Source organism: Pedobacter nutrimenti (assembly GCF_003208655.1).
Classification (GTDB): Bacteria; Bacteroidota; Bacteroidia; order Sphingobacteriales; family Sphingobacteriaceae; genus Pedobacter; species Pedobacter nutrimenti.
In genome coordinates this window covers 166,469-191,797 of record NZ_QKLU01000009.1, presented here as the reverse complement: position 1 = coordinate 191,797, position 25,329 = coordinate 166,469, and the positions used below count along the sequence as shown (strand labels likewise).

General features: G+C 42.2%; 16 protein-coding genes and 1 tRNA gene. 7 read left to right on the top strand and 10 right to left on the bottom strand.

The genetic code is table 11. From position 1 onward, the window contains the following. The first annotated feature begins 14 nt into the window (after positions 1–14). The 3 genes from B0O44_RS21885 to B0O44_RS21875 are packed head-to-tail and all read left to right on the top strand — an operon-like array spanning position 15 to position 2,255. Positions 15–1,187: a PepSY-associated TM helix domain-containing protein gene (locus B0O44_RS21885; RefSeq protein WP_110834232.1), complete on the top strand. Its 1,173-nt coding sequence runs from the start codon at positions 15–17 to the stop codon at positions 1,185–1,187. 57 nt (positions 1,188–1,244) lie between these two features. Continuing rightward, positions 1,245–1,802 (top strand): YeeE/YedE family protein, encoded by a 558-nt coding sequence (locus B0O44_RS21880; protein WP_110834231.1) that lies wholly within the window; start codon positions 1,245–1,247, stop codon positions 1,800–1,802. 39 nt (positions 1,803–1,841) lie between these two features. Beyond that, the gene (locus B0O44_RS21875) at positions 1,842–2,255 is read left to right on the top strand and encodes a DUF6691 family protein (RefSeq protein WP_110834230.1); all 414 of its coding nucleotides are present in this window, start codon (positions 1,842–1,844) and stop codon (positions 2,253–2,255) included. A gap of 131 nt (positions 2,256–2,386) precedes the next feature. On the opposite strand, the gene B0O44_RS21870 is transcribed toward B0O44_RS21875, so the two are convergent. Continuing rightward, positions 2,387–4,810: an outer membrane beta-barrel family protein gene (locus B0O44_RS21870; protein WP_110834229.1), complete on the bottom strand. Its 2,424-nt coding sequence runs from the start codon at positions 4,808–4,810 to the stop codon at positions 2,387–2,389. A 96-nt stretch (positions 4,811–4,906) separates the two neighbouring features. Here B0O44_RS21870 and B0O44_RS21865 point away from each other — a divergent pair, with 96 nt between their 5' ends. Then, complete coding sequence (locus tag B0O44_RS21865) at positions 4,907–6,364, top strand: sensor histidine kinase (protein WP_110834228.1); 1,458 nt, start codon at positions 4,907–4,909, stop codon at positions 6,362–6,364. Continuing rightward, on the top strand, positions 6,361–7,062 hold the full coding sequence (locus B0O44_RS21860) for a response regulator transcription factor (RefSeq protein WP_110834227.1): 702 nt from the start codon (positions 6,361–6,363) through the stop codon (positions 7,060–7,062). The genes B0O44_RS21865 and B0O44_RS21860 overlap by 4 nt, the downstream gene beginning before the upstream one ends. A 17-nt stretch (positions 7,063–7,079) precedes the next feature. On the opposite strand, the gene B0O44_RS21855 is transcribed toward B0O44_RS21860, so the two are convergent. Continuing rightward, positions 7,080–7,152 (bottom strand) — tRNA-Thr (locus tag B0O44_RS21855). Positions 7,153–7,334: 182 nt separating this feature from the next. Between B0O44_RS21855 and B0O44_RS21850 the strand changes: the two genes are divergently transcribed. Then, positions 7,335–7,802 (top strand): pyrophosphohydrolase domain-containing protein, encoded by a 468-nt coding sequence (locus B0O44_RS21850; RefSeq protein ID WP_110834226.1) that lies wholly within the window; start codon positions 7,335–7,337, stop codon positions 7,800–7,802. Between the two features lie 44 nt (positions 7,803–7,846). Here the strand turns inward: B0O44_RS21850 and B0O44_RS21845 are convergent, their stop codons facing one another. Further along, positions 7,847–8,620 (bottom strand): TlpA family protein disulfide reductase, encoded by a 774-nt coding sequence (locus B0O44_RS21845; protein WP_110834225.1) that lies wholly within the window; start codon positions 8,618–8,620, stop codon positions 7,847–7,849. An 86-nt stretch (positions 8,621–8,706) separates the two neighbouring features. Here B0O44_RS21845 and B0O44_RS21840 point away from each other — a divergent pair, with 86 nt between their 5' ends. Continuing rightward, positions 8,707–9,924 carry a DUF1028 domain-containing protein gene (locus B0O44_RS21840; protein ID WP_110834224.1) on the top strand — a complete coding sequence of 406 codons (1,218 nt, stop codon included), beginning with the start codon at positions 8,707–8,709 and terminating at the stop codon, positions 9,922–9,924. 32 nt (positions 9,925–9,956) lie between these two features. Here B0O44_RS21840 and B0O44_RS21835 read toward each other — a convergent pair whose 3' ends face one another. The 7 genes from B0O44_RS21835 to B0O44_RS21805 form a co-directional block, all read right to left on the bottom strand. Next, entirely contained in the window at positions 9,957–11,681 is a 1,725-nt protein-coding gene (locus B0O44_RS21835; protein WP_110834223.1) for a glycoside hydrolase family protein, read from the bottom strand. Between the two features lie 9 nt (positions 11,682–11,690). After that, a complete protein-coding gene (locus B0O44_RS21830) occupies positions 11,691–12,980 on the bottom strand; it encodes an MFS transporter (protein ID WP_110834222.1) in 1,290 nt (429 codons plus the stop codon). Next, positions 12,970–14,031, bottom strand: a complete 1,062-nt coding sequence (locus B0O44_RS21825) for a glycoside hydrolase family 130 protein (protein ID WP_110834221.1) — start codon at positions 14,029–14,031, stop codon at positions 12,970–12,972. The genes B0O44_RS21830 and B0O44_RS21825 overlap by 11 nt, the downstream gene beginning before the upstream one ends. 18 nt (positions 14,032–14,049) lie before the next feature. Beyond that, positions 14,050–15,540, bottom strand: a complete 1,491-nt coding sequence (locus B0O44_RS21820; RefSeq protein WP_110834322.1) for a RagB/SusD family nutrient uptake outer membrane protein — start codon at positions 15,538–15,540, stop codon at positions 14,050–14,052. 23 nt (positions 15,541–15,563) lie between these two features. Next, positions 15,564–18,644, bottom strand: a complete 3,081-nt coding sequence (locus B0O44_RS21815) for a SusC/RagA family TonB-linked outer membrane protein (RefSeq protein WP_110834220.1) — start codon at positions 18,642–18,644, stop codon at positions 15,564–15,566. Positions 18,645–18,686: 42 nt separating this feature from the next. After that, on the bottom strand, positions 18,687–21,161 hold the full coding sequence (locus B0O44_RS21810; protein ID WP_110834219.1) for a hypothetical protein: 2,475 nt from the start codon (positions 21,159–21,161) through the stop codon (positions 18,687–18,689). Positions 21,162–21,243: 82 nt separating this feature from the next. After that, positions 21,244–25,245 carry a hybrid sensor histidine kinase/response regulator transcription factor gene (locus B0O44_RS21805; protein ID WP_245943768.1) on the bottom strand — a complete coding sequence of 1,334 codons (4,002 nt, stop codon included), beginning with the start codon at positions 25,243–25,245 and terminating at the stop codon, positions 21,244–21,246. Positions 25,246–25,329: the final 84 nt, after the last annotated feature.

The following is a 25,329-nucleotide window of genomic DNA, read 5'->3' as shown; positions in this document are numbered from 1 at the left end:
TATTCGTTATAAAAATGTTAAAAAGAAACCCAAATAAGAAAAAACAAAACCGCTCCGTTTTTTACAGAATTTCGGCATGGTTACACCTTTGGCTGGGATTGGCTACTGGTATTGTGATGATTATTGTATGCCTTACTGGTTGTTTATGGATTTTTAAGGAAGAAATCGATGTGATGCTGGACCCGGCCCTGAAGATTGAAAAGCAGGATAAACCTTATTTGAAACCTTCCGATTTTCAGAGGGTCGCAAAAGAAATAAACCCGGAGAAAACACTTTCCTATGTGCTTTATCAGCATGAGCAGGCGGCTTACCTGGTTCTTGGTAAAAGAGGAGAAGGTCTTTCTGTACGTGTAAACCCTTATTCAGGAAAGGTGATCCAGCAGCCCGCTAAAGAAGGTAGTTTTAATTTTTTTGACTGGGTATTAAAAGGACATCGTTTTTTATGGCTTTCTCCTGAAATAGGCAGGCCTGTTGTCAATTACAGTACATTGATTTTTATGCTCCTGCTTTTGACAGGACTAGTCCTTTGGTGGCCAAAAAAATGGAACAAATCAACCAGAGCACGCAGCTTTAGTATCAAGTGGGGGGCTTCGGTAAAAAGAATCAACTACGATCTTCATAATGTTTTGGGTTTTTATGCCTTAATTGTATTGTTGATTATTAGTGCAACAGGGGTTGTTTATGGTTTACAATGGTGGAGCAAAAGTCTATTCTGGTCAACTTCAATGGGAAAACAGCTTCCTGTGCAGGAAAGACTACTTTCTGACAGTACGCAAATGAAACCAGGGTTGCATATCATTGACCAGATGGACAAAGCCTGGGATAAATTTTCCAATGGAAAAAATGATTTTGGTTTTTATTATGCTTATCCCAAACCTGAAGATAATGGAGCAACGATTAATTTTTTCCGTTATCCGACCAGGGGTAAATTTTATGACCTGAGGTCTTATACGTACGACCGGTATAGCCTGCAACAATTTAAAGATAAAGGGATTCATGCCCAGGATTATTATCATTCCAGTGCAGCAGTACAATTACGCAAAATGAACTACGATCTTCATATTGGTTCTGTTTTTGGCCTGCCGGGAAAAATACTGGCTTTTACTGCTTCGTTCATTGGCTTGTCCCTGCCCATTACAGGCTTTATCATCTGGTGGCCGAAGAAGCGGAAAAAGAAAAATAGTTAGGCTGCCTGCGCAGCGGATTATTGAGGCTTTCCGGGCTAAACTTCTTACTTTTGTACCATGCTGGAATTCATTAAACAACCCTGGCCCTGGTACTTTTCGGGCCTCATGATTACTGTTGTTATGCTGCTGCTGTTGTTTTGGGGGAAGTCCTTTGGATTTTCTTCCAATTTAAGGACAATATGCACTATGACGGGTGCCGGAAAAAAGCTAAAGTTTTTTGATTTTAACTGGAAAACCCAGCAGTGGAACCTTTTGTTTTTGCTGGGCGCAATTGCCGGTGGATATATTGCTTCCCATTACCTGGCCAACCCTGCGGATCTGGAATTGTCTGAATCGACCATCAGGGACCTTTCCAAACTCGGAATCTCTTTTAAAGGAGGGTTAAATCCGGACGAGCTCTTTTCGCTGGAAGCCTTATCTCAGCCCAAAACAATTTTGCTCTTATTAGCTGGGGGTATTTTGGTTGGTTTTGGCTCCAGGTATGCCGGGGGCTGCACTTCCGGGCATGCCATTTCAGGCCTCTCCAATTTACAGTTGCCTTCTTTGGTTGCTGTTATCGGCTTTTTTATAGGAGGACTGATCATGACTTTTTTTATAATGCCCTATATTTTTTAACCGGGAAACTGCTTTTATAAATAAAATAAAAACGGATAAATGAAAACTTTAAAATACATACTGGCGGGGATTCTTTTCGGAATTGTGATGAGTAAATCAGAAGCCATTTCCTGGTTCCGGATACAGGAAATGTTTCGCTTTCAGTCTTTTCATATGTACGGGATCATTGGAACAGCGGTCATCCTGGGGGTTATTTCGGTGCTGGTGATCAAAAGATTCCGGATAAAGGATAGTTCGGGGCACCCTATCGTATTTGCCGATAAAAATAAACCTTATCTCAGGTACCTCATTGGAGGATTGATATTTGGGCTTGGCTGGGCCTTAACAGGAGCTTGTCCGGGGCCTATGTTCGTCAATCTGGGTTATGGTTATCTGGCCATGCTGGTTGTCATTGTCGGTGCATTGGCCGGGACTTATCTGTATGGTGTGATTAAGGATAAACTTCCACATTGAAATTCTGTTTTTGGGAGAAGCAGTAAAAAGCCGTATCGTTTGAGCATGTTTATTTAAATTTTAAACCTGATCCTTTTTACAGATCAACACAAACCCGACCCTTCGTAGGGTCGGGTTTCTGCTTTAAGATATCAACCTCCTGTTCTCTTTTTTTCTTCGTCTGCAGAAGTGCTTCTTTTTCGTGTTTCTGTGATTTTGTTTTTTCCAAGTTTATAGGAAAAACTTAAGGATACAGATCTGGTGTCGTTTTTCTCATAAAAACCATTACGCTGATTCAGGTAATCTACATTGATCCGGAAAGCATTACCATAAAAAATATCATTGACAGCAAGCCTGATGGTGCCCTGTTTATTAAGAACCGTTTTCCTTAATCCGGCACTGAGATCAAATGTTCTGGCCAGTTTGTAAATTCCCTGAATACCCGGTGTAGAATACCAGGCACTGACTTCTGCTTTGATGCCTTTTTCCTTATCCAGTACAAAAGCCTGACTGCTGTTCAAATAAAGGCCCAGGGTATGGTAGTCATAACTGCTTTGCAGGTATCCGGATTTTTCCTGCTTATAAGAACCTTGTACAAAATTGTTCATTTCCCACCAGTCTGCAGGGTGGTATGGGACAGATAAATAAAATCCGCTTTCCAAACTCTTGTCAAGGTTTCTCTGGGTGTCGTAAAAGATCTTATTTATATTGTCCTGAACAGTAATGTTACTGAAGTAACCGTTGGATTCTCTGTAAAAAAGACTGAAATTGTAAAGTTGTTTGTAGGTATAGCCCAGTTCTATATTGTGTATAAAGGCAGGTTGCAGGGCAGGATTGCCTTCCAGGTAGGTATATGGGCTGGTATAATATTTAAATGGGTTTAACCTCGAATATCCGGGACGGTCTATACGATAACTGTAATTGCTGTTGAATTCATGATCCTTGTCCAGGGCATAAGTAAGAAACAAGGTGGGGAAAATTTTAAAATAATTGTTTTTGTTTACCATGTTTAAAGCGATGGAGTTTCCCACGGTGTGGGTTTGCTCGGCACGTAAACCTCCTTCTATATTCCATTTTCCCGTTTTGCCTTTAAAGCTCATATAGGCGGCAGCTGTATTTTCACTATACTCAAATTCATCACTTTTACTGTTGTCCTGTATTAGGGCAGGGCCCGAAGCGTTAAAAAAATCGAAACGGTTATTGGTGGTGATGCTGCTGTATTTTAAGCCTGCTTCCAAAGACCATTTTTGATTAAAAACATAACTGTAATCCGTTTTCCCAGACCAGATGTTGATGCGTTGCTTAGAGTAAGTACTGATTTGGTAAGGGGGCACAGATGTGCTCCCATCACTAAAACGGGTCGAGCTATTGACCGCCTGGTTACTGCTGTTGCGGTAAGGAATATAATCGAGGTCTATGTTCAGGCTTTGACCAAGCGTATCCAGTTTAGCTTTATAATTGAGGTTAAAGCTATATTGGCTGGTGGTGTTACGGGTTTGGTTATTGGTTGTTAAATTGGAGTCTGGAAGTATGTGGTGATCATTGTAAATCTGTGTCCCGATTTGGTTTGTTCTGTTTCCCTTGCCATTAAAGCCCCCAAAGAGTAAACCAACTACCTGATTGCTGCTGAGGTTGTAATCTATGCCTGCCTTATAATTACTGGACACCCTTGCACGGGCACCTTGTTTATTGTTGTCCCAGTAAGCATAATTGGAAGGGGTACTAAAAATAATGTATTCTGCCTCGGTTTGCTGTTTTTTACTGTCACCAAAACTGTAACCGCCATAGATGTTTAATTTATTTTTTCGATAATTGAAATTGGTTCCGGAAGTATAACTGCCATACCTGCTTTGAGTATAGGCGCTATTGAGGTTCACATTGATCCCCTGTGCTTTTATTTTCCGGGAGACAATGTTTATAACAGCCGCCCCCTGTGCATCGTATCTGGATGGCGGATTGGGAATGACTTCAATGGAAGAGATTTGTTCTGAAGGGAGGCTTTTGAGGTAGTTGCCCAGATCTTCGCCCGAGAGCCGGATGGGCCTGTCATCAAGATACACCAATACCCCTTTGTTATAAGCTTTTACATTTCCGTCAAAAGTAGTCTGAACACCGGGCGTTTTGTTTAAGGCGTCCCATGCACTGATCCCGTTTGCAGAGATGCTGTTTTCCAGGTTGAAAATCACCCGGTCTGCTTTGCGTTCAATGACAGGTCTTTGTTTGTCAATGACCACTTCTTTTAATCCGGTACTCGAAGTTTTCATCATGATTTTTAAAGTATCTGCTGGCAGACTGAGTTGTAGCCTCTGGCTTTCATAGCCTATGGAGCTGACCAGCAGAAGATAATTCCCTGCATTTAAGCCTTCAAAACGGAACAGGCCCTTTTCGCTGCGGATGGTGTTTAACAGGTTTCCATCTTTACTAAGGCTCAAGGTAGCCATTTCAAGGACTTTGCCCTGTTGGTCATAAATGATCCCGTTGAGCACCATTTTTTGCGCGGTGGCCACAAGAGGAAACAGAAGAATGAAAAAGAGGTAGGAAAGAAGTCTGGACATTTGAGTTTTTTCTTCAAACATCTGCTATTGTTGTCTAAACCAAAGTTAAACTCCGTTAAATAGAGTTAAATCGTAAAATTTATAGTTCTATTTCTAAGATTATTGCCAAATTGGATTATGAAATGGCTTTCTTCCAAATATGCGTATCCTTTGATGGTGCTGTCGCTGGTATTGAGTATAGTACTTCAGGCTGTTTGGCTACGACAATTGTTTATATCCCAGAAGGCGTTATTGAAACAGAATTTAGAAGTCATCGTCAGCACCACTGCAAAAAATGTAATGTATCACTCTGTTGTTGCTGATCCGGGTGCCCATAAACGTTTTGATCAACTGGGGAGGTTAAAGTCCTTTTTTATGTCCGATCAATGGATGCAGATGCGCAGGGCTTATGATGATCTTAAAGTGGATGGTCTGCGCAGCCGCTTTGATTATAATATTGACAACGACAGTACGGTTATTTCAATGAAGTTTAATTTTAGCAATGTCCCTGGGAAGAAAAATCTGCCGGCAAATATTCATTTTAATAATCAATCGGAGCAGGTCCAGCAAGCTGCCGAATTCCGTTCGAGAACTTTAATGGATAGCCTGGTCAATGACACTTTAAGAAAAACAGGGTTATGGCAAAAAATAGGTTATGCCCTTTATGACTACGGACGGGATACACTGGTTCATTTGTCCGTTCCCAAAAAGATGTTTGAGCATGCGGCTTATCGTAGTGGTGTTTACTCTTACAATTTGAAGCATTTGCATAAGTACCAGCTCATTGTTCTCCGGCTGAATTGGTTCGTGTTGTATACCATGCGTTATTATGTTTTTTCTTCTGCGTTGATGATTTTCTTTACTGCACTGGCTTTTTACTTTATATTGAGATTGATGAAGAACCAGCGTTTGTATGCGGATGCAAAAATTGCATTTACCAGTAACATGACGCATGAGTTTAAGACGCCTGTTGCAACTGTGGCAGTTGCACTGGAATCTATTAAAAAATATCAGTTGAGTCAGCAACCTGAGAAACTGAACAATTATCTGGACATTAGTCTTTCAGAACTGCAACGGTTAAACATAATGATTGAAAAGGTATTGCATTTGAATGAAGATGGCCTGACTTTTCATAAAGCCCCCTATGATGTTATAGATGGGATCGATAAAGTGCTGGATTCTTTGAAAGTGCAAACTGAACATTACCGGGCTGTTCTGCGTTTTCAACCAGACAGAACTGAGCCTTGTTTTGTTATGGCTGATGCCCTGCAGCTCAGTAGTGTGTTCTATAATCTTATTGATAACGCCTTAAAATATGCATCTCCTAATGCTGTAATTGAGATTTCTTGTTTTAGGGAAAAAGAAAATATAGTTGTTTTTGTGGGGGATAATGGCCCAGGTATAGAGGAAATCTATAAGAATAAAATATTTGAAAGGTTTTTCCGGATCCCGGATCAGGATGTTCATAATGTAAAGGGATCGGGTCTGGGTTTACACTATGTAAAGGAAATTGTGGAAGAGCATGGGGGAAAGATCAGCATGAAAAGTGAAATTGGAAAAGGAACTACATTTAAGATCAGCATACCCGCAATATGAGTGCATTAATAAAAGTTTTATATGTGGAAGATGAACCGTTTTTGGCACAGATTGTCAGTGATGGCTTAAGGAGCAGTGGCTATGAAGTGATTCTGTCACACGATGGCCAGGAGGCCCTCCGGTGCTACATCAATGAACAACCTGATATCTGCATATTGGACATTATGTTACCAATGAAGGATGGTTATAGTCTGGCCACCGACATCCGGAAAATAAATTCAGCTGTTCCCATTATTTTTTTAAGTGCAAAGAATACGACAGAAGATGTGGTTAAAGGATTTAAAAGCGGAGGTCATGATTACCTGAAAAAACCTTTTAGCATTGAAGAACTTTTGGTGAGAATGGACTCCCTGTTGCAAAGAGCGGTTCGGGTAGAGGACCAGCAGCTGAAAGATAAACAGACTGTTTATGCATTTGGCAACTGCCAGTTAGATATGATCAGACAAGTGCTGAAAACCACGGCCGGAGAATATGCGATATCCTTTAAGGAAGCCGCTTTACTGGAAATACTGTTGTTGCATAAAAATCAGGTCCTGGAGCGGGCAGTTATTTTGCTGAAAATCTGGGGTGATGACAGTTATTATAATACCAGAAGTATGGATGTGTTTTTAACGCACCTGCGTAAACTTTTAAAAGACGAACCTGGCCTGCAGATTATGAACATCCGGGGCATTGGATATAAACTTGTATCCGCATGACATCCGGGAAATTAAAGAGCCTCCTATCGGGATCGAACCAATGACCTACTGATTACAAGTCAGTTGCTCTACCAGCTGAGCTAAGGAGGCTTTTAATTGGAAATAAGACCTGTTTGGTGATCTTATTCTGCTGAGGGCGCAAAGGTAAAATATTATTTTTTTTAAACAAATTGTTTTTGAAAAATCAGAAGGCTTTGTATTTTAGGCACTGTTTTTTAAAAAAAACAATGGCTTTTAATGTAGATTTGTAATCAATAAAAATCAATTTTTATATGAAAGATACCAATGCATTAAACCAGGTTGCAGAATTTCACAGAACCTTTAAACATCCAGTTGTCGCTTCACCTGCTATGCCTTCTAAGGAACGGGCGGAGTTAAGGGTATCTCTTCTTGCAGAAGAACTCAAAGAACTGCAAGAAGCCATTGAGGATAACAATATGGTAGAAGTTGCCGACGCTTTATGTGATCTTCAATACGTGCTTGCGGGGGCCATTCTGGAATTTGGACTGGGAGAAAAGTTTAAAACACTTTTTGATGAAGTGCACAGGTCAAATATGAGTAAAGCCTGTACATCTGTAGAAGAAGCACAACAAACAATCAACCATTATCAGCAGAAAGATCAGAGTGAGTCCTATTTCAAAGAAGAAGACGGATTGTTTTTGGTGTACAGGACCAAAGACCATAAAACCCTTAAATCTATTAACTATTCTCCTGCAGATCTGCAAACTATACTTGCTTAGATAAAAAACGGAACTGCCCCTGCCGGCGGCAGTTCCGGAATGTCTTAGTAAGCTTTCAGGGCATTGATCAGTTCTTCTGCTTCGTCCGTTTCCTTTACGATCAAGCCTTGCTTGTTGATCAGGATGTGTGTAGGATAGGCGTTGATCTTTAGTTTTCCGGAGATAAAATTTTCGGCAGCAGGAACTACAGCATAGGTGAATGCTGTTTTTTTTAGAAAAATGGCCAATGATTTTTCATCATCATTGGCCAGGCTTAAAAACAATATGTCCTTTCTTTTTTTATATTTTTCAACCAGTTGGTTGAGCTTTGGCATTTCCTGAATACAAGGCATGCAATGTATAAACCAACATTTCACAACAACAATTTTGCCCTTGGTATTCGCAGAAGTATATAATTTACCATTCAGGTCCCTGAAATTGAAACCGGGGAAAGGCTGACCTTCTTTTTTATAGTGGTTGTAATAATTTTCTCCCCAGTACTGTAAAGTGTTCCGCTGGTCTGTTTGCACAGAAAGTGGCAGTTTGTACAGACTGTATATTGCTTCATGAGCTGCTGAACGCAGCCGTAACGGAAGGTAATTTCCTGTACTCAATTGTTTTAAGAACTGGGCTTTGGAAAGGGCAACTGAATTTTCATCCAGGGCTGTAAATGGTTCAGATAACCTCAAGTGATCACGTTTATACTGAAGTAAACTCATGAAGTCTTTAAGTATGGTTTCTGGTGGTACAAGTGCTTGTCTTGCCGGTTTTTGATTAATTTTTGAGGTGCTATAGCCCATAATCAGCATCATCATCGTAAGCAGTACCTTTATATTCATGTTTTGTCCAGGTAAGGTTTGTTCTAAAAATACAACTATTTATTTTTTATGGTGTCTTATAGAAGGCAAATCATTAAACCGTCTTTATGATCAGGAAATTATTATCTCTTTTTATATTGGGTTTTTCCACTCTTTATGGCTTGGGACAGAACCTTCCCAGTCTTTTGCTGGGCAAAAACATCAATTCAACATTTTCCATACTTGCTTATGATAAAGAAAGTCAGGAATGGGGAATTGCTGTAGCAACAAACAATATTTATGTGGGAAACTCAACAATTTATATCCAGCCAGGATTAGGGGCATTTTCTGTTATTGCAGAAACGGAGCCTGAATATGCGAAAAATGGGTTTGAGCAATTGAAACTGGGTGAAAAAATAGAGCAGGCAATTCAATACACAATGAAAAGAGATAGCTCTTCAAACTTCAGACAGGTTTCAGGAATAGACGCAAAAGGAAATGTGTATGCTTTTACAGGGGCATCACTTAAATACTGGAAAGGAAAATCTACCCATTTGTTGGGGGAAGCTTATGTAGTGATGGGAAACCAGTTGAACGACAGCGTGCTGAGTGCCATGTCGGAAAGCTATAAAAAGGCAAAAGGCACTTTGGCAGAGCGGTTGTTGAAAAGTCTGATTGCAGGACAGCGTGCGGGGGGACAAATTAGCGGAAAACAATCTGCTGCATTGGTGGTAAAGGGCACAAAACAAGATTGGTATAATCAGATTGATTTGCGTGTTGATCATTCTAAAAGCCCTTTTGAAGATTTACAGAGATTGTTGAATTATCATTATGGCCGGATCAGGATCAACCAGGCTTTATCTATGCTTAGAAATGGTAATAGGCAACACGGGAAACAACTGCTGGCCACCGCAATTCCAATGGTAGAGGGTTGGGACGGTCTATATACCAAAGTTGTTCAGGCCGAAATTCTTGCTGGTGAGGAAGATAAAGCCGCCGATTTCATTAAAAAGGCAATGAAAGAAAATGCCGAATGGAAGGAGAATTTGTCCGCCTTTTTTATGCTTTCGGGACGTAAAGATTTAAGCGTTTTTTTTGAGGCATTCCGTTTTTCTGAAAAAGATTGGTATAATGCCGTTCGCGGCCTGATACAGATCAACAAAAATGAGGAAGCATTGAAGCTGGCAGCCAGGATGATCCAGAAGTATCCTGCCAGTTCCTATCTTTATTATTTAAGCGGTGAAGCCTTTTTGAATTTGGGTGATTTGCCAAATGCGAGGCTAAGTTATATGAAAGCCCTGGAACTTGACCCTGAAAATGAAGAAGCAAAAAAAGCACTTAGATGATGTTTTTTTTGCTTCTATATTTATAATCTATATTATTGTTTAGGATTATAGTTGTAGTCTATGATTTGTTTATTTGCATATAACCTGTTGTTTTTGATGCTGGTTTTAAGCCCTGAAGGAACGCAGACCAATACCAGGGATTGAATAGCACCAACGTTTATTGGGCAAGGAACAGAACCAACGTTTTTTGCGATAAAATTTTTGCGCACAGCGTCATAGATGTCAATTTTTTTGCTCAATGGATTTTTGAAAAATACGGTTTTCGGACCGTTATAAGGATTGTAAAACAAGTAGGCTGGAAAGTCTTTTGAGGCATAAAAATTTGTTGCATTCAGGTCCAGTTGTAGTATGCCTTCCACATTTGTTTTACGAACTATACTTCCGAATATACCAGCATGCCCACTGCCATAGACACTAAATTGCGAGACTTCCGGATTTTTACCTGGTACCCATTTTGGTCCGTCGCCCTGAGCAACAGGTGCTTTTAGAGCGCTGTATTTGTGATCAAAAGTGGAGGCTTTGGCTATGCCTTCGTAGGCAATAACCCCTTTTGTCACTTCTGCAAATTCAGGGATGGTTTGATGCTCTGAAGGCATATACTGAGGGTAAAATAACCTGGATGCATTTGCGGCATTGAGCATCCATTTTCCAATAGCCGAGGCATATTCGGGCTGGTATTTAACCAGTGGGACTAGGGGCCACGCCGCATCAAATGTATTCATCAAAAAGCTATAGCCTCCATGGTCTACTGTACTGCCAACTGTGCCTGAAATGTCTATTCCGTTCCAGGTTCCTGCTAAAAATCCCCAACCTTCCCGGCAAACTGCTGTTCCGGAAAAAGTCCAGTCCAGCATTTTTTGAAGATCAAAATGGGTGCCCTGTTCTGCATTCATCCTTGACGCCAGGTAGGCTCCAAAAGGCATTAATAACTCGTAAGTCGGATTGATTTTCTGACTTTCAAGCGCTTTCATTGCACGGAGTGCTCCTTTGAGATAACGCGGGTCACCAAATTTTTTATAAGCCATATACAGCACATAAGCATGTCCTGCCGCGGCATCAGGCTGGGCGCAGATTTTATTTGTCATGGGTTGCATTTTTCCATAATCAAAATAGGAATAATTGTAATTGCCATTCAGAATGGAATCTGCCTTAAAAAACTGTTCCGCAATTTTTCTGGCCAGTTGTTCGAAACCGGGTTCTGCCGGATACCGATCATAAAGGGCATAAAAAAGAAGGTTGGGATAGACATCGTACCACCAGTCCCGGCCATAGCCACCACCAAGCATGGCGACTTCCGGGGCAGTATTGTTCATCATAATGTTCCAGCCATTTTCGCTGTTGAAATAATTCTTCAGCATGGCTACGTAATTGATGCCCTGTTGGTTACTTTTATCTATGCCCACAAGGGAGGCCCCTAGAACAGCCCCCATATTGGCCAGCGCTTCATGAAACATGCCCTTGTTGTTTGCGGGCCCCTGTCTTACATCACCAATAGCGGTATACATGCCTATTACGGGCTGGTTGAAATTTTTACCTGTACTGTCCATCCAGATTAAAGGCCAGTACTGGCCTTTTGCCTTAAAATCATATACTGTCCGGTCAAAATTCATTGCCATTTGTTTCCAGTCAATGATCTTAAGGGGGGCAGGTAAACGGGCCATTTCATTGACCTTAGGAATCGTCTTTTGCTTGACCTGGGCATAACAGAGGTTGGTTGTAACTAAAAATAAAAAAAATGTCTTTAGAAAAAGTTTCATGGTTTGAACTTATAAAGTGTTTGGAACAACAGGGCTATTTTGTAATGTTTCTTGAGCTGGACCAGGGGCTGTCATAGATTTTCCTTGTTTAATAATGCCTTTCGCTACCCAATAAGAACTGAGTTGCAAAACAGCGACGATTATAATGGCATAGCGCAAAGCAATTTCATTGGAAAAACAATAGGCTAAAATTAAAAAGGTACCTGCTCCAGTTAACCTGCCAAGGTACAAACCGGCTTCGTGATTTAAGATATAGGCGAATTCGCTCCTGTTTTCTTTACGGGTGAGGATGTCTATGACGCTAAACTGTATCGGGAAATAGGCCAGGTCCAGGAGTGGTTTTGCCAGCAAAAGAAACAGCATAAACAAAATGACCCCGGTTTGGTTAAACAGAATGCCATTGATCAGGGCTGCAATGGTAAAAAGAGCAAGACCGGCTCCAAAAACATAGATGCGGTGCTGCGGACCAGTGTTGCGGCCAATGACGTACATCAGTAAGGCGGCAAATATGGCCCCAACAGATTGCGCAGTACCCAGTGCCCCTTCTTTGCCCAGCAGCAACATAATCAGCATAGCAGGAGCAGTAACCAGGAAACCCTGGACCAATCCTTTTAAAACCGCAAGGAACAGTAATTTGTACCAGTAAGGATCAAATTTAAAATAGATAAATTTTTTATTGCCGGGGTTTTCAAATTTGCCTTTAAAGCACATCACAGAGGCGCCAATGGTAATCAAAAATACAAGACCTGTAATCATTTTATAAGCAGATTTTGCATTCCCGTCATGGGCCGAAAATTCAATAAACCAACCAATAAATACAGGAATAACCACCGCGATTATGGTATAGAAAAAGGTTTCAAGGCCATAGTAATAATTGCGGTTTTTATCATTGGTTGTCGCCAGGGCAAGAAAATCGCGATTTGCCCAGTAAAAGCCAAATGACATCCCCATCACAATGCCTGCAATTCCAATACCTGTAATATCCAGTGTTTTTAAGGACATCATGATCATCATAGAAACCGCACTCAGCACCATGCCTAAAGAATAAAGGATTTTGATTGGAAAGCGGTTGAGCAACCAGCCGTTGATCAAAAAAGTAAGGGGTATGCCTGTATAAATAGTTAACTGATAGACCACGACCTTGGTCGGGTCATTGGAGCTCCGCATGACGTAGGCTGCAACAAAAATATCGATAACGGGCAAAACCACACTATAGATCAGGTTGGTCAGTGTCAGTGTTTTGAAGTTATGGGACTGGCTTTTAAAATGGGTCAGCTCGGTCCTGAGTTTATTCAGCATCTGTATAAATTAAGGAGGATAAAATTTCCGCTATGGAAAATTTGGCTGCACAAACAAATTCGTCTGCGGCACCGTAATATATGGTGAGCTCATCACCTTTAATGGTATGTCCGTTGGTAAAAACGATCTGGCCAAAGAAGCCATGGAGTTCATAGTCTTCCAGAGGTACCATAATCGGGTCATCTGTTCTGGCCAGTACCAGAGAGGGGTCATGAAGGTCCATCAGAAAGGCCCCCAGACAGTAACGATGAGCGGCATCCGCACCATGGTAAATTTCCAGCCAACCTTTTGATGTTTTAATTGGAGAGGCCCCTGCGCCCACTCTTTTACTGTCCCATTTGTCTTTTCTGGTCGTAATGATACAACGGTGTTTTCCCCAGTGGAAACCATCCGGAGATTCTGCAATCCAAATAAAGTTTCCGCCAAGATCTACACTGCTGGGCCTGTGCAAGGCATAGAATTTCCCGCCAATCTGTTCTTCAAAAATGGCGCAGTCTTTATTATGGGGAGGAATGATCATTCCTTCGTGTCTGAATGTTTTCCAGTCTTCTGTTGTCCTGAGGCCTACACCAACACCGTTTGCCGATACGGCGGTATAACTGAGGTAATAGGTTCCATTTATATGGCTCACCCGGCAATCTTCAATGCCAAAACTTTCCTGGAGCTGAGCACCTTTAAGAACAGGGTAACCTTCAGGTTCATAGAAATGAGTCCCATCTTCGCTGCACAGCAGTCTAAGATGGGACAGGGTTGTCAGGTAATCCTGTCCCTTGTAGTGGATCACCCTGGGATCTGTAGCCAGGAGCTCGGGATCCTGGGTTTTTATCGAGATGATTTCCATTGCGCCTGAAGGGGTCAGTACAGGAAAGGAAATGACATCTTTTTGCTGCTGGGGCCGCTCTGCGACCCTGACCAGCAGCCATGTTTTTTCTTCAAAAATAAATACGCCAGGATTGAGCAGACAGGTGATTTCCAGCCCCTCCATACTGGCTTTCAGATCTGACGGGCGAAGCAAAGGGTTTTGAGGAAATCTTTTTGCGAGGTCTTTCATATAAGAAGATATTTCAATTTAATAACCAGGATTTTGAGTAATGGTTCCACCGGATTTGTCTACTTCTCCCTGAGGAATAGGATAGAGATAATTGCGGTCCTGAAAGTTTGTACCCAGGGACCTCAGGAAGTCTTTGGCCATTCCCCATCTTTTAAGATCATTGAAACGCTGACATTCAAAACCAAGTTCCACACGTCTTTCTTTTACCAGCCAGTCTTTGATCTGGTTTTTGTCACTGGAAGCCACATTTCTGTCAGGCAAGGTTCCTGCAGGAGGCAAGTTCCCATCTGCAGCAACACTGTTTCTTGCCCTGCTCCTGATGCTGTTGATCAGGTTGATTGCCGGTGCATAGGCCCCTGTTTCTAATAATGCTTCTGCTTTCCAGAGCAATACATCGGCCCATCGGATATAGATTTTATTGCTAGGGGAATCTTCATTTCCTTTATTGCTGCTGTTGAGTGCACCAAATATTTTGTATACATTTTGTCCCGCAACATCTACTGTATAGCCCAGTCTGGGATCACCAGGTTCAAATGCAGTAATGAAATTGTTTGTTGGTGCAATAAACCCCCAGCCTGCCAGGGCACAGATTCCATTTCCATTGGCGGGTGTTTCGGCAGAGCGGTGGTCATAAGCAAAGATCACTTCCTGCTCATTAAACTCTTTGGCAACGCTAAAACTATCAAAATAATTTGCGTTCAGATGGTAAAAGTTTAAGCCTTCAAGTTCACTTACCGCTGTCAGTACATCTGTCCATTTTTGATTGTATAAAGCCACTTTTGCCTGAAGGGCAATAACGGCTCCCTTTGATACCCTCCATTTATCGGTATTGTCTGCGTATTTGGTTGCGGGCAATAGAGGTTTGGCCAGTGCAAGATCGCTGTTGATTTGCGCCCATATTTCGGCTTTGGGACTTCTCTTTGCAACATTGTAAGCATCGTTAAAATCCTTAAGGGGTTTCAGCAGCAGGGGGACATCTCCGAAATTGTTCACCAGGTCGAAATAGTAGAAAGCCCTTAGAAAGTAAACTTCGCCCAACAGGCGGTTCTTTAGGGTATTGTCTATTCCGATTTTATCCAGGACAGTTTGATCGGTTAAATATTTGATGGACCTGTTGCACCTTGAAATGCCTTCATAGTCATAACTCCACTGCCCATTGAATCCACCATTTGATGCGGTGAAACTAAATTTCGAAAATTCATCCATCCAGGCCTGGTCCCCGTCTGGGTTCCATTTTTTTTGCATGTCCCCGCTGGCAATATCCTGTAGGATGAAATCATTTCTCAATACCGTACCATCGTCCCAGCCCCATTGACCAATAATGTTCAGGGTACTGGACAGTAATTTGTAGGAGGCGGTAACCGACGAAGTGACGGTACCCAGTTTAGGATCTGTTTCATCCTGATTGGAAGTAATCAGCCCAATAGGTGCTTTATCCAATGCTTTTTTGCAGCTGCTCAGGTTGCCGGTTAGCAGTAATGCAACGAGTAAAATATATATGGGTTTCATATCTTTTGTTTTAAAGTGCATGGTTAGAATTTAACATTGATGCCAAACAGAAATGCCCTGGATTGCGGATAAGTGCCCATATCCAGCAGGTCCGTAGATTCCGGATCCAGACCGGTGTATTTGGTTACGGTAAAGAGATTTTGTCCGGACAAATACAGGCGTACATTTTGAAGACCTAACTTTGATTTGGCCAACAGAGATTTTAAGGAGTAACCAATCTCTACGTTTTTTAAGCGCAGATAAGATGCATTTTCCACAAAAATACTGGAGATCCTGCTGCTGCCATTATCTGTAAAAGTAGAGCGGGGGACCGTGTTGCTTGTTCCTTCTCCGTGCCAGCTGTTTAGGGTATTTACCGAATGGTTAAAAGGCCTGGTATCATAATCAATAATTTTTTTGAGGTCATTGTATTTCTCTACACCTTGCACACCCTGGAACAAGGCCGAAAAATCAAATCCTTTATAACTGGCTGAAAGGTTTAGCCCATAAGAAAATCTTGGATTGGGGTTTCCAAGGTAATCCCTGTCCTTGTCATTGATGACCCCATCTCCGTTTAGGTCTTTAAATTTGATGTCCCCGGGTTTTTCGGTATGACCAGGTGTGCCGTATAAATGACGGTCGATTTCCTGCTGGTTTTGGTAAATTCCATCCATGACATAGCCATAAAAAGCATTTAAAGGATGGCCTGCTTCAGTTCTGGTCACCTGCCCGGTTAGGTTTGGGAGGTTTGGATGAAGTTTGTTCACCACGTTTTTTAAAGTTCCTATATTTCCACTGATGCTGTATTTAAAGGCCCTTTCATTGTTGCGGTAACTTGCTGAAATTTCGAGCCCGGAATTGCTGACTTCTCCTGCATTTACAGTTGTTGGTTGTACATCACCAACGAAGCGGGGCAGGGACAGGGGCAACAGCACGCCTGTTGTTTTCTTTTTGAAATAATCCGCGGTGAAATAAAGTTTATTCTGCAACAGACCAATATCCAGTCCAATGTTATTTTGGGTGGTGGTTTCCCACTGCAAGTCAGGGTTGCCATAGCGCAATAGCCTGATGCCATTTGCATCCTTAGTGTAAAGGGTCAGGTAAGTATAATTACCAATTTCCTGATTTCCGAGTTTTCCTGTACTCAAGCGGAGTTTAAGGTCCGAGATCCAGTGGATATCCTTCATGAAGGCTTCCTGGGAAATCTTCCAGCCAGCAGATACAGAAGGGAAATAGCCCCATTTGTTATTTGGCCCAAACCTGGAAGAAGCATCCGCCCTCATATTGGCTGTAATCATGTATTTTGAATCATAGACATAAGTGGCTGTACCAAATAAAGAAAACAAAGTCCATTCCGCACCCGAACCGGAGTTCCATAGTTTTGTCTGATCATTTCCATAGTCCAGGTACTGGAATTCAGGCTGGGTGTACTCGAAACGGATCCTGCTGCCACCAACTCCCGAAGAATGGTTGGTAATGTACTCGCTTCCGACCATAGCTGTAATGGCATGTTTTCCGATGGTCTTGTTGTAGTTCAGGGTATTGTTCCAGGTAATGGTACTTTCCTGTCCACGGTCTTCATTTAAGGAGTTGGGGCGGTTTTTTCTACCCAGGCCTTTGTCAGGCAGGTCCCCACCACCATCATCGTCCCCAAAATTTTGATTGAAAGCCTTGTTGTGGGTGAAATTTAAATCAACCCCTATGTTGGTTCTGAACTTTAATTCTTTGTTTCTCAGCAGAGCATATTCCCCGTAAACATTGCCGAAAGTTTTGAAAATGTACCTTTTGTCATTGGTAAAATAAGCGAGCGCCACCGGGTTACTGCTGTATTCATATTTATTGCTCTGATAGCCGCCATTGGCCTGATCGCTGTTTTTGTAAAAGGGAAGATCTGTAAAAGGGTCTTCAGCGGACCAGGTCGGATCATTTGGATTTTTATAAACAGGGATCACAGGGGGCCGGATGAAGGCATGGCGGATAATTCCGGGCGCATCTCCTTTGGAGGAGAGTTTGTCCTGTTTGGCATAAGAAAGCTGTAAATTGGATCCAACTGTAAAGCGGTCACTTAAATTGCTGGTGATGTTGGTCCGGAAAGTAAAACGTTGGTATTTGTCATTTTTATAAACAACAATCCCATCCTGACCATAGTAAGCCGCTGATAACAAGTATTTTGTTTTTTCACTCCCGCCACTAGCCGTTAACTGCAGGTTTTGCGAGCGGCCGGTTTCAAAGAGTTCGTCCAGCCAGTTGGTGTTGGCAAAATCGGTTCTGCCTTTATCAGCTGTATAGGGGTTTGTGCCAGAATAACCGGAATTGTTCCAGGACTCTTCCATTTTATTCATATACTGAGTGGTATTGAGCATTTTAGGAAGGCGGCTGACCTTTTGGATCCCATTAAAATAATTGATGTCGATGCTCGATTTTCCTGCAGCGCCAATTTTGGTGGTAATGACCACTACACCTGCGGAAGCCCGGGCACCATACATGGCGGCAGCAGAAGCATCTTTAAGGACGGTGATGGACTGCATATCCGATGGATTGAGAAAAGAAATGTCTCTGGAGGGTATTCCATCAACAATAAACAAGGGGCTGTTGTCACCGAAGGTCCCTTCTCCACGGATGCGGATGTTGATGGGCTCTCCAGGTGCGCCGGTACTTTGGGTAATCTGCACCCCCGCAACTTGTCCCTGTAATACCTGTGCTACATCTGCAACCCTTCGGTCTTCCAGTTCAGACATTCGTACATTGGTTACCGCACCACTAAGGTCAGATTTTTTTTGGGTGTTGTAACCCAAAACCACGACTTCGTTCAGGGACTCCTGGTTTTCTTTCAGTATGACATCAATTGTTGTACTTCCGGTAAAGGCTATGGTCTGTTTTAAATAACCGATGTAATTGAAATGGAGAATCGGTTTGCTCCCTTCTTTCAGGACCAGGTTATACTTCCCCTGCTGGTCGGTCATCGTGCCGTTCTGGGTGTTTTCCTGCAAAACACTTACTCCTGGGAGCCCCAGTCCATTGACATCTTTAACCGTCCCGGAAATTTTAGTCTGGGCATAAAGATTCTGGCTTGTCAGTGCAATGAGCAATAGAATAAGCCATACCTGATTAATTTTTGGATTCATTTGGTTCGTTTTTGGTTTGTGTTATGTTGAGATTTTATCTGGTTATTTTTTATAGTCCGGATCCATTTCCGGGCTTCGCAATCCTGCAAGTTCATTGGCCATCAGGATAAAGACATTCCAGCACAAGCCTTGTGTAGAAGGCCACCAGGAGTCTGTTGTTGTCCATTTGGTTGGGATGAATTCTTTACTGTATGGCCATCCAGGATGAAGGTTGATTTCTGCCCAGATTCTGTTTTGCATTAATTTAGATGCTTTCCCCCAACCATGTTTCAGGCCCGTCACATAGGCACAGTATTCAGCCCTGAACCAGCTGCCACCATTATAATAAAAGCCATCATTTTTGCCGTCTGCATAATTCGCTGCACCAAACTCACCAAAGGGCTGATAACCGGCAGTCAGGTAACTGAATCCGTTTTTGGTTAGTCGGACGCAAATGGGCGCCGTAGTACCAAATTCCGGGTATGGTGCCGCCGCTGTTTTATTCAGATGAGGAATTTGTTCCAGATGGCTGGTCACCATTTCGTCTGTGAGGATTGGCCGGTTAAACAACCACAGCGAGAAAAACTCCGGCTCCAGATCGGTGAGACTGATCAGGTCCGGGTAATTACGATCAAACAATAAGTGTTTTCTTTGAGGGTCATAAAAATTTCTGTACTCCTGCTCTGCCTTTTGGATATAGCTTTCTTCTACCGCAAAGCCAAGTTCTTTAATGGTTCTTAAAGCAATAGCAAGCATACCCTGATTAACCGCCAAACGGTCTGTCTTTGGCTGGTAATCAATAATATCTACCTGGCTCATGGAAAAGTGGGAACGGCATTTGCCATCTTTTCCAGCATCAAATTCGCTGCGTACATAATCAACTGCTTTTTTGATCTTGTCTTCAGGAAGTACTACGTTAAATCTTCTTTTGTTGAGCATGGCCCAGATGAGCCATTCTATGGTGGCTTCATTGTCTTTGGCTTCTACAGAACCCATATAGGGTGTTATAATGGTTCCTATGCCTCCCTTAGAGGTTTGTGTGGCAGCCCATTGATCCCAAAGACCTAAATTCAATGTTTTATTATACGTGGAAACTGCAGAAAAGAAAGAATCCCGGTTGTACATATCGGGCGCATAATTCATATTGGGTACATTAAATGGTTTAAAATCATTAATGCCCCTGATCCAGCTGAGCATCTGAAGGTTTCCATATAGCATTTTCTCCATTTGGGAGCCCCTGAAACCCGTTCCCTCGGCAAGTCTGGTCTGGGAAGAGATCATAAACTGTCGATGGTCTTTCCAGGGCTCAGCAAAAATAAAGCTGGTCTTTGTGGTTTTTTTGCCTATTTGGAGCACATTATAGGGTTCTTTTTTCGGTTCGTGCTTCGTGATCAGGAGGTCTTTGATCTCTAGCCGGAAGGTTTTGCCCGATAGGCTTCCGATAAACATGGATATGCTGTCTTTTCCTATATAAGGGACCAATACGCTACCCTTAAACAAGGTCCAATCCTTTGGATGAACTTTAAAATTATCGATGTATTTTATCCCATGTTCCAGCTCTATGGTCTGTTTGCCATGACGGATTCTGAACAGTTTAAGGGCCAGGGGTGCATTCCCCTTTACCAGAAAGGAAATGGTGTATACTTGCTGCCCTTTCAAGGGGGCAATCATTTTGATGCCGCTTTGACCAGATGAGCTGCCCTCTATAATAATCAGGTCTTTGTTTTTATGGACCACTGCATTCCCGGTTTTTGTATAATGGCCGGAAAGGGTCATCGTTTTTGCCTGGCCTGCATCAAGGTCGTACATCTCACCAAAAGTTTGCTGTATATAATGCTTTCCCAGGCTTTGTTCCGCAGCGGTGGCTACAGTCAACAGCTGCGGATCGGGAAGTTTGCGCATGCCGACAAAACCACCACCGCGTCCGTTGAACCGCCGGCGTGTTGTTCTGGTGTATTGGTTTTTGTAACCGGCGTCCAGCAAGAATCCGGTTAATACCTGATCCTTATCAATAAAAGCAGCAGAAGGGAACATTTCATGTGCAAATCCACCAGGAAAATGATCGTGTTCAAAAGTCAGGTACCTTGCAGGTATTTTGGCAGGAATAAATTTTTCTTTCAGGGTATAATACAAAAAAGGCATCCCTGGCTGAAATAAGGAGATGGTTTTTTTAATGAGGTGTTTGTTTATGATGGTGTAATTAACTTCAGCCGTCAGGTTGAGGTCAAAAGTAGGTAGGTAACTTGTCCTGCTTAAGGTAATACTGCTGTCGTTCCCTTTCCAGATCTTTCCTTTCCAGCCAGTCAGGACTGTTTTTTCACTTAAATCTGTATTGGACAGCAGAAGAGAGAATTCTTCAGAATTGTTCAATAATAATTGATGCCCGTTATAAATGTCAACTTTGAATCCTTTGATGCTGTCTCCTACAACGCTCATATGAAGCTCCTGTGCATACGACGCCTGAAAAGAGGTCAGTAAAATAAAAAGCAAAATAGAAAGAGCAGCCCGCAAGGGCTTATCTGCTGTTTTGTGGTTCATCGTATAAATATTTGGTCAGAACAAATTTATCTTCAGAACAGGGGTTGTTGGTGTACTATGATTACAAATTGGACTACTATAATTACAAAACAGAGGGTTTTACTTCGTGTTGCTGTAAACGGTACTCGTTTGGTGCACAATGGTAAATTTTTCTGAACTCCCTGAAAAAATAGGATTTGTTGTTGAAGCCGGTCCGGTAAAAAATTTCAGAAACGGTATATTGAGAACTGATCAGCATATCTGCAGCATGTTTTAAACGGATTCTTTTTATGAATTCGGCAGGCGTCATTCCCGTCAGCGACTTTAGCCGTCTGTACAATTGCATTTTACTGATGGAAAGGACTTCTTCAAGTTTCGCAGAATTTAATTCGGGTTCATCAAGATTTTCTTCAATAGCTTTTAAGAGGATTTCCAAAAACTTTTTATCTGTTTCTGCAAGTCCTGCATCAATAAACTGACTGCCGATGTGCTGATCTTTTATTAAATCCTGCATTTTGTGCTGGGCATCCAATAGCTTTTTGATTCTGACCAGTAGATAACTGATGTGAAAAGGTTTGGGGATATAGGCATCTGCCCCAACTTCATAACCTTCTGTTTTGTGTTCGAGGGCTCCCCGGGCAGAAAGTAGAATAAACAGGACCTGCATCAGGGCGGGGGTGTTTTTGACTTGCTGACACAGTTGTAATCCATCCATATCAGGCATCATGATGTCACTTATAATCAGATCAGGGATTGTTTTTCGTAAAAAAAGTAAAGCCTCTGTTCCACTTCCGCTTTCATAAACGACATAGTGTTCTTTTAAAATGTTTCTTAGCAGGTACCTGAGTTCTGGTTCATCCTCGACCAGTAAGATGCTGGCTTTTTTATTTTCATGAAGGTCATTAATCAGACTGTTTTTGTTTTCTTCTTCAGCAGATGGCTGGGGATAATGTGCCAGAAGCGAATTAAAAGCTATTGATGGCGTAGAAGGAATAATTTCTGCTTCCTGGTTTGCAGAGAGGACCTTCATTGGGATGTTGAGGTTAAAATGTATCCAGTCTGCTTCCATTCGGACTTTAATTTCTGCACCCAGCAACAGCGCAAGTTCCCTGCTGAAGGCAAGCCCTATTCCTGTGCTGAATTTTTGCTGGGCCCCTGCAAAGAAGCGGTCAAACAGCTGGTCCAGATCGGACTGATTTAAATGACAACCTGAATTGGATACGCCAATGCTCAGGACATTGGATTCCTGATTAAAGGAAGCCTTAAAAATGATGGTGTCTTCCGGCCCGGAATGCTTAAAAGCATTGGATAGTAAATTGAAAATGATTTTTTCCAGTTTATCTTTGTCAATAAATCCGGCCATGCCCTCTGCTATTTCCCTCAGGTAAACCTGTTGTTTAACATCCCGTTCCTGTATAAAAAGAGCGCTAAGGCTGGTTAGCATTTTACTGATGTCCACGTAGTCATCTTTTCTTTGCAAATAACCGGCTTCCGCTTTTCTGAATTCCATAAGCTGTTGGACCAGGTAGCTGAGCCTGACCGTATGCTGATGGACCATAGATAAAAAATAATGACTTTCACCTGTTTTCAGGGATCCATTCTTTTTGGATTGCATAAAATGTTCGACCGAACCCATGATCATGGTCAGTGGAGTCTGGATTTCATGAGCGATATTGGTGAAGAAGTTAAGGCGTTGCTGGTGCTGGCTTTCGTCTTTCTGACGCAGTAGGTGTTCTACTTCCAGCTGATATTTCATACGGAGTTTGTTTTTCCTGTACAGATGAAAAACATAACCTGAAATCAACAGGACGATCAGGTAAATGAATAAGGCCGGATAGGTTAGCCAGAAGTACTGATTGACCCGGAGTTCAAAGATTTTTACGGCTTTTGTCCATCTCCCTTCACCATTGGACCATTTAACAAGTAAGGTATAATTTCCGGGCGGGATGTTGTTGTAATTGATCTGCCCCAGTGCACCCGAGTAATTCCAGCTTTTGTCCAAACCTTCCAGTTTATAGGAAAACTCATTTTTAGCAGGATTAAGATAGCTCATGGATTTTATGCTGATCCTGAAGAAATTGCTTTTGCGTTCAAGGATATAGGCCGGTGCATTGGTTTGATCGCTGCTCAGAACCAGTATCTTATTTTCATTTACGGTTTTTCCACCCATCTGAAAGGAAGTCACCAGAAGATTGGGCTGGAGATTGGTACCCTTGATTTTTTGAGGGTTGAAATAATTGAAACCATAAATGCCTCCAAAAAACAAATATCCATTTTCGGATTTCCAGACCGCACCATCACTGAACTCGTTGCTTTGCAAGCCATCGCTTTCCATAAAACTGGCAATGGCCTTGCTCTGTTGATCCAGTTTTGCCATGCCTTTATTGGTACTGAACCATAATGTTCCCAAAGGAGATTCAGTAATGGCGTGAATGGTATTGTTGGGAAGCCCCTGCTCCATTGTAAATTTAATGAAGTTTGGCTGAGCTTTAGAAGCTTCAGTTGTCCTGAGGCAATTCAGCCCGTAGCTTGTTCCTATCCACAGATTTTTTTGATGGTCTAAATAAAGAGACAGCACGTCATTATTGGAGAGGCTGTTTTTATAGGCAAAAGCTTTAAAGGTTTTAAACAGACCTGTTTTTTTATCCAGTAAACTTAAGCCACCATAGCGGCACGCAATCCATAGTTTTCCGTCTTGTCCGTCAGCAAGCGCATAAATGATATCGTTTGCCGGCCCGGTGTTGCTGCCCGATAAATACTGCTTGAAATGGCTCAGTTCCAGGGCGCCGGATTTTTGCTTTTTTAACCGGAGCTTGATCAGTCCGCTGCCGCTTGTGCCAAGCCAAAGGGTGCTGTCCGGGTCTTGTATAATTGCGTAGACCGAGCCAAAAGCCGGAACAGAAGCCGTTCCTTTGATGTCTTTCCACCAGATGTTTTTTCCGGAGCGAAGATCGTAAATGTTGATTCCAGGTCCGTCTGTTCCTATGTATACATAAGAATTAGAACCCTTGTAAAGGGAAAATACGGCATTATTTTCCAGGCCATTCCCAGTGTTTAACAAGCTGGTTTTTGTTTCTTCTGCGTTGGTTTTCCAGAAATTATGGATCTTGAGTATGCCTTGTCCTTTTGTGCCGATCCACAGGTTTCCATTTTCTTCCGTGAATGTTCTCACTGGCTTGTCCAGGTTGTAGGCGCCGGCTTTATTAACCAGTCCGAAGTAGTTATTTCTGGGGTAGATTTTAATTAGGCCTTTGCCGTCTGTTCCTATCCACAGTACGTCGTTTCTGGCACTATTTAAGGAAATAATTTTCGTGCCAGACAATTCTCTGAGCTGCAGGTCCAATAGGTCTGATGGTTTGAATGTTTCATCGTAAGTAGAAATACCCTGTGTTTCCCACGCAATAATGTAATTGGCTTTGTAATAGGTTAAGGCCTTTATTTTATTTTGATTGCTTATTTTTCTAATTGTTTTAAACCAAAAGTCTGTGATGTGAATGTCCCTGACATCAGCAAGAAACAGATGGTTGTTGCTTAGAAAGAAATTGGTGGCCCCCACAGCGGAGTGTTGTCTTAGAATATGCAGACGGGAAGCGGCCACTTTGGCAACAATTAAACTCCCCAGGTCATTCAGAAACCACAATTGACCATTTTTGTCTGCCTCCATTTTTATGAATTTCATCATCCGTGGCAAGGCGATGGCCTCAAACTGATTTGTTGCTGTATTAAACCTGCTTAAACCACCGGTTTTGCTGTAGCAAAAAACATTTCCAGAAGAATCGATGGCCAGCGCGTATTCTTTTTCTGCAATTTTTGATTTGTTGTTCAGGTTGTAAAAGTATCTGTAGAACCTTCCATTTGATTTTTCAAAACGGGTAATACCACCAATGGTGCTGATCCAAATGTTCCCTCTCTTGTCTTCTTTGATGTCCTGAATAACATTGTTTCCAATGCTTTGATGTTGGTTTTCCCTATTGTAATTGAAGACCTTAAAATCCGTTCCGTCGTACATGTTCAGTCCGTCCCAGGTACCTACCCATACCAACTGGTCCTTATCCTGAAAAACAACATTCACCGCGCTGTTGGAGAGGCCGTTTCTGTTATCCATTTGCTGAAAGTAGAATTGAATCGGATCAGCTGATGGCAATGCCCCGGCCCTGACTGGCAAAAGGTCTAGCAGCAAAAAATAAAA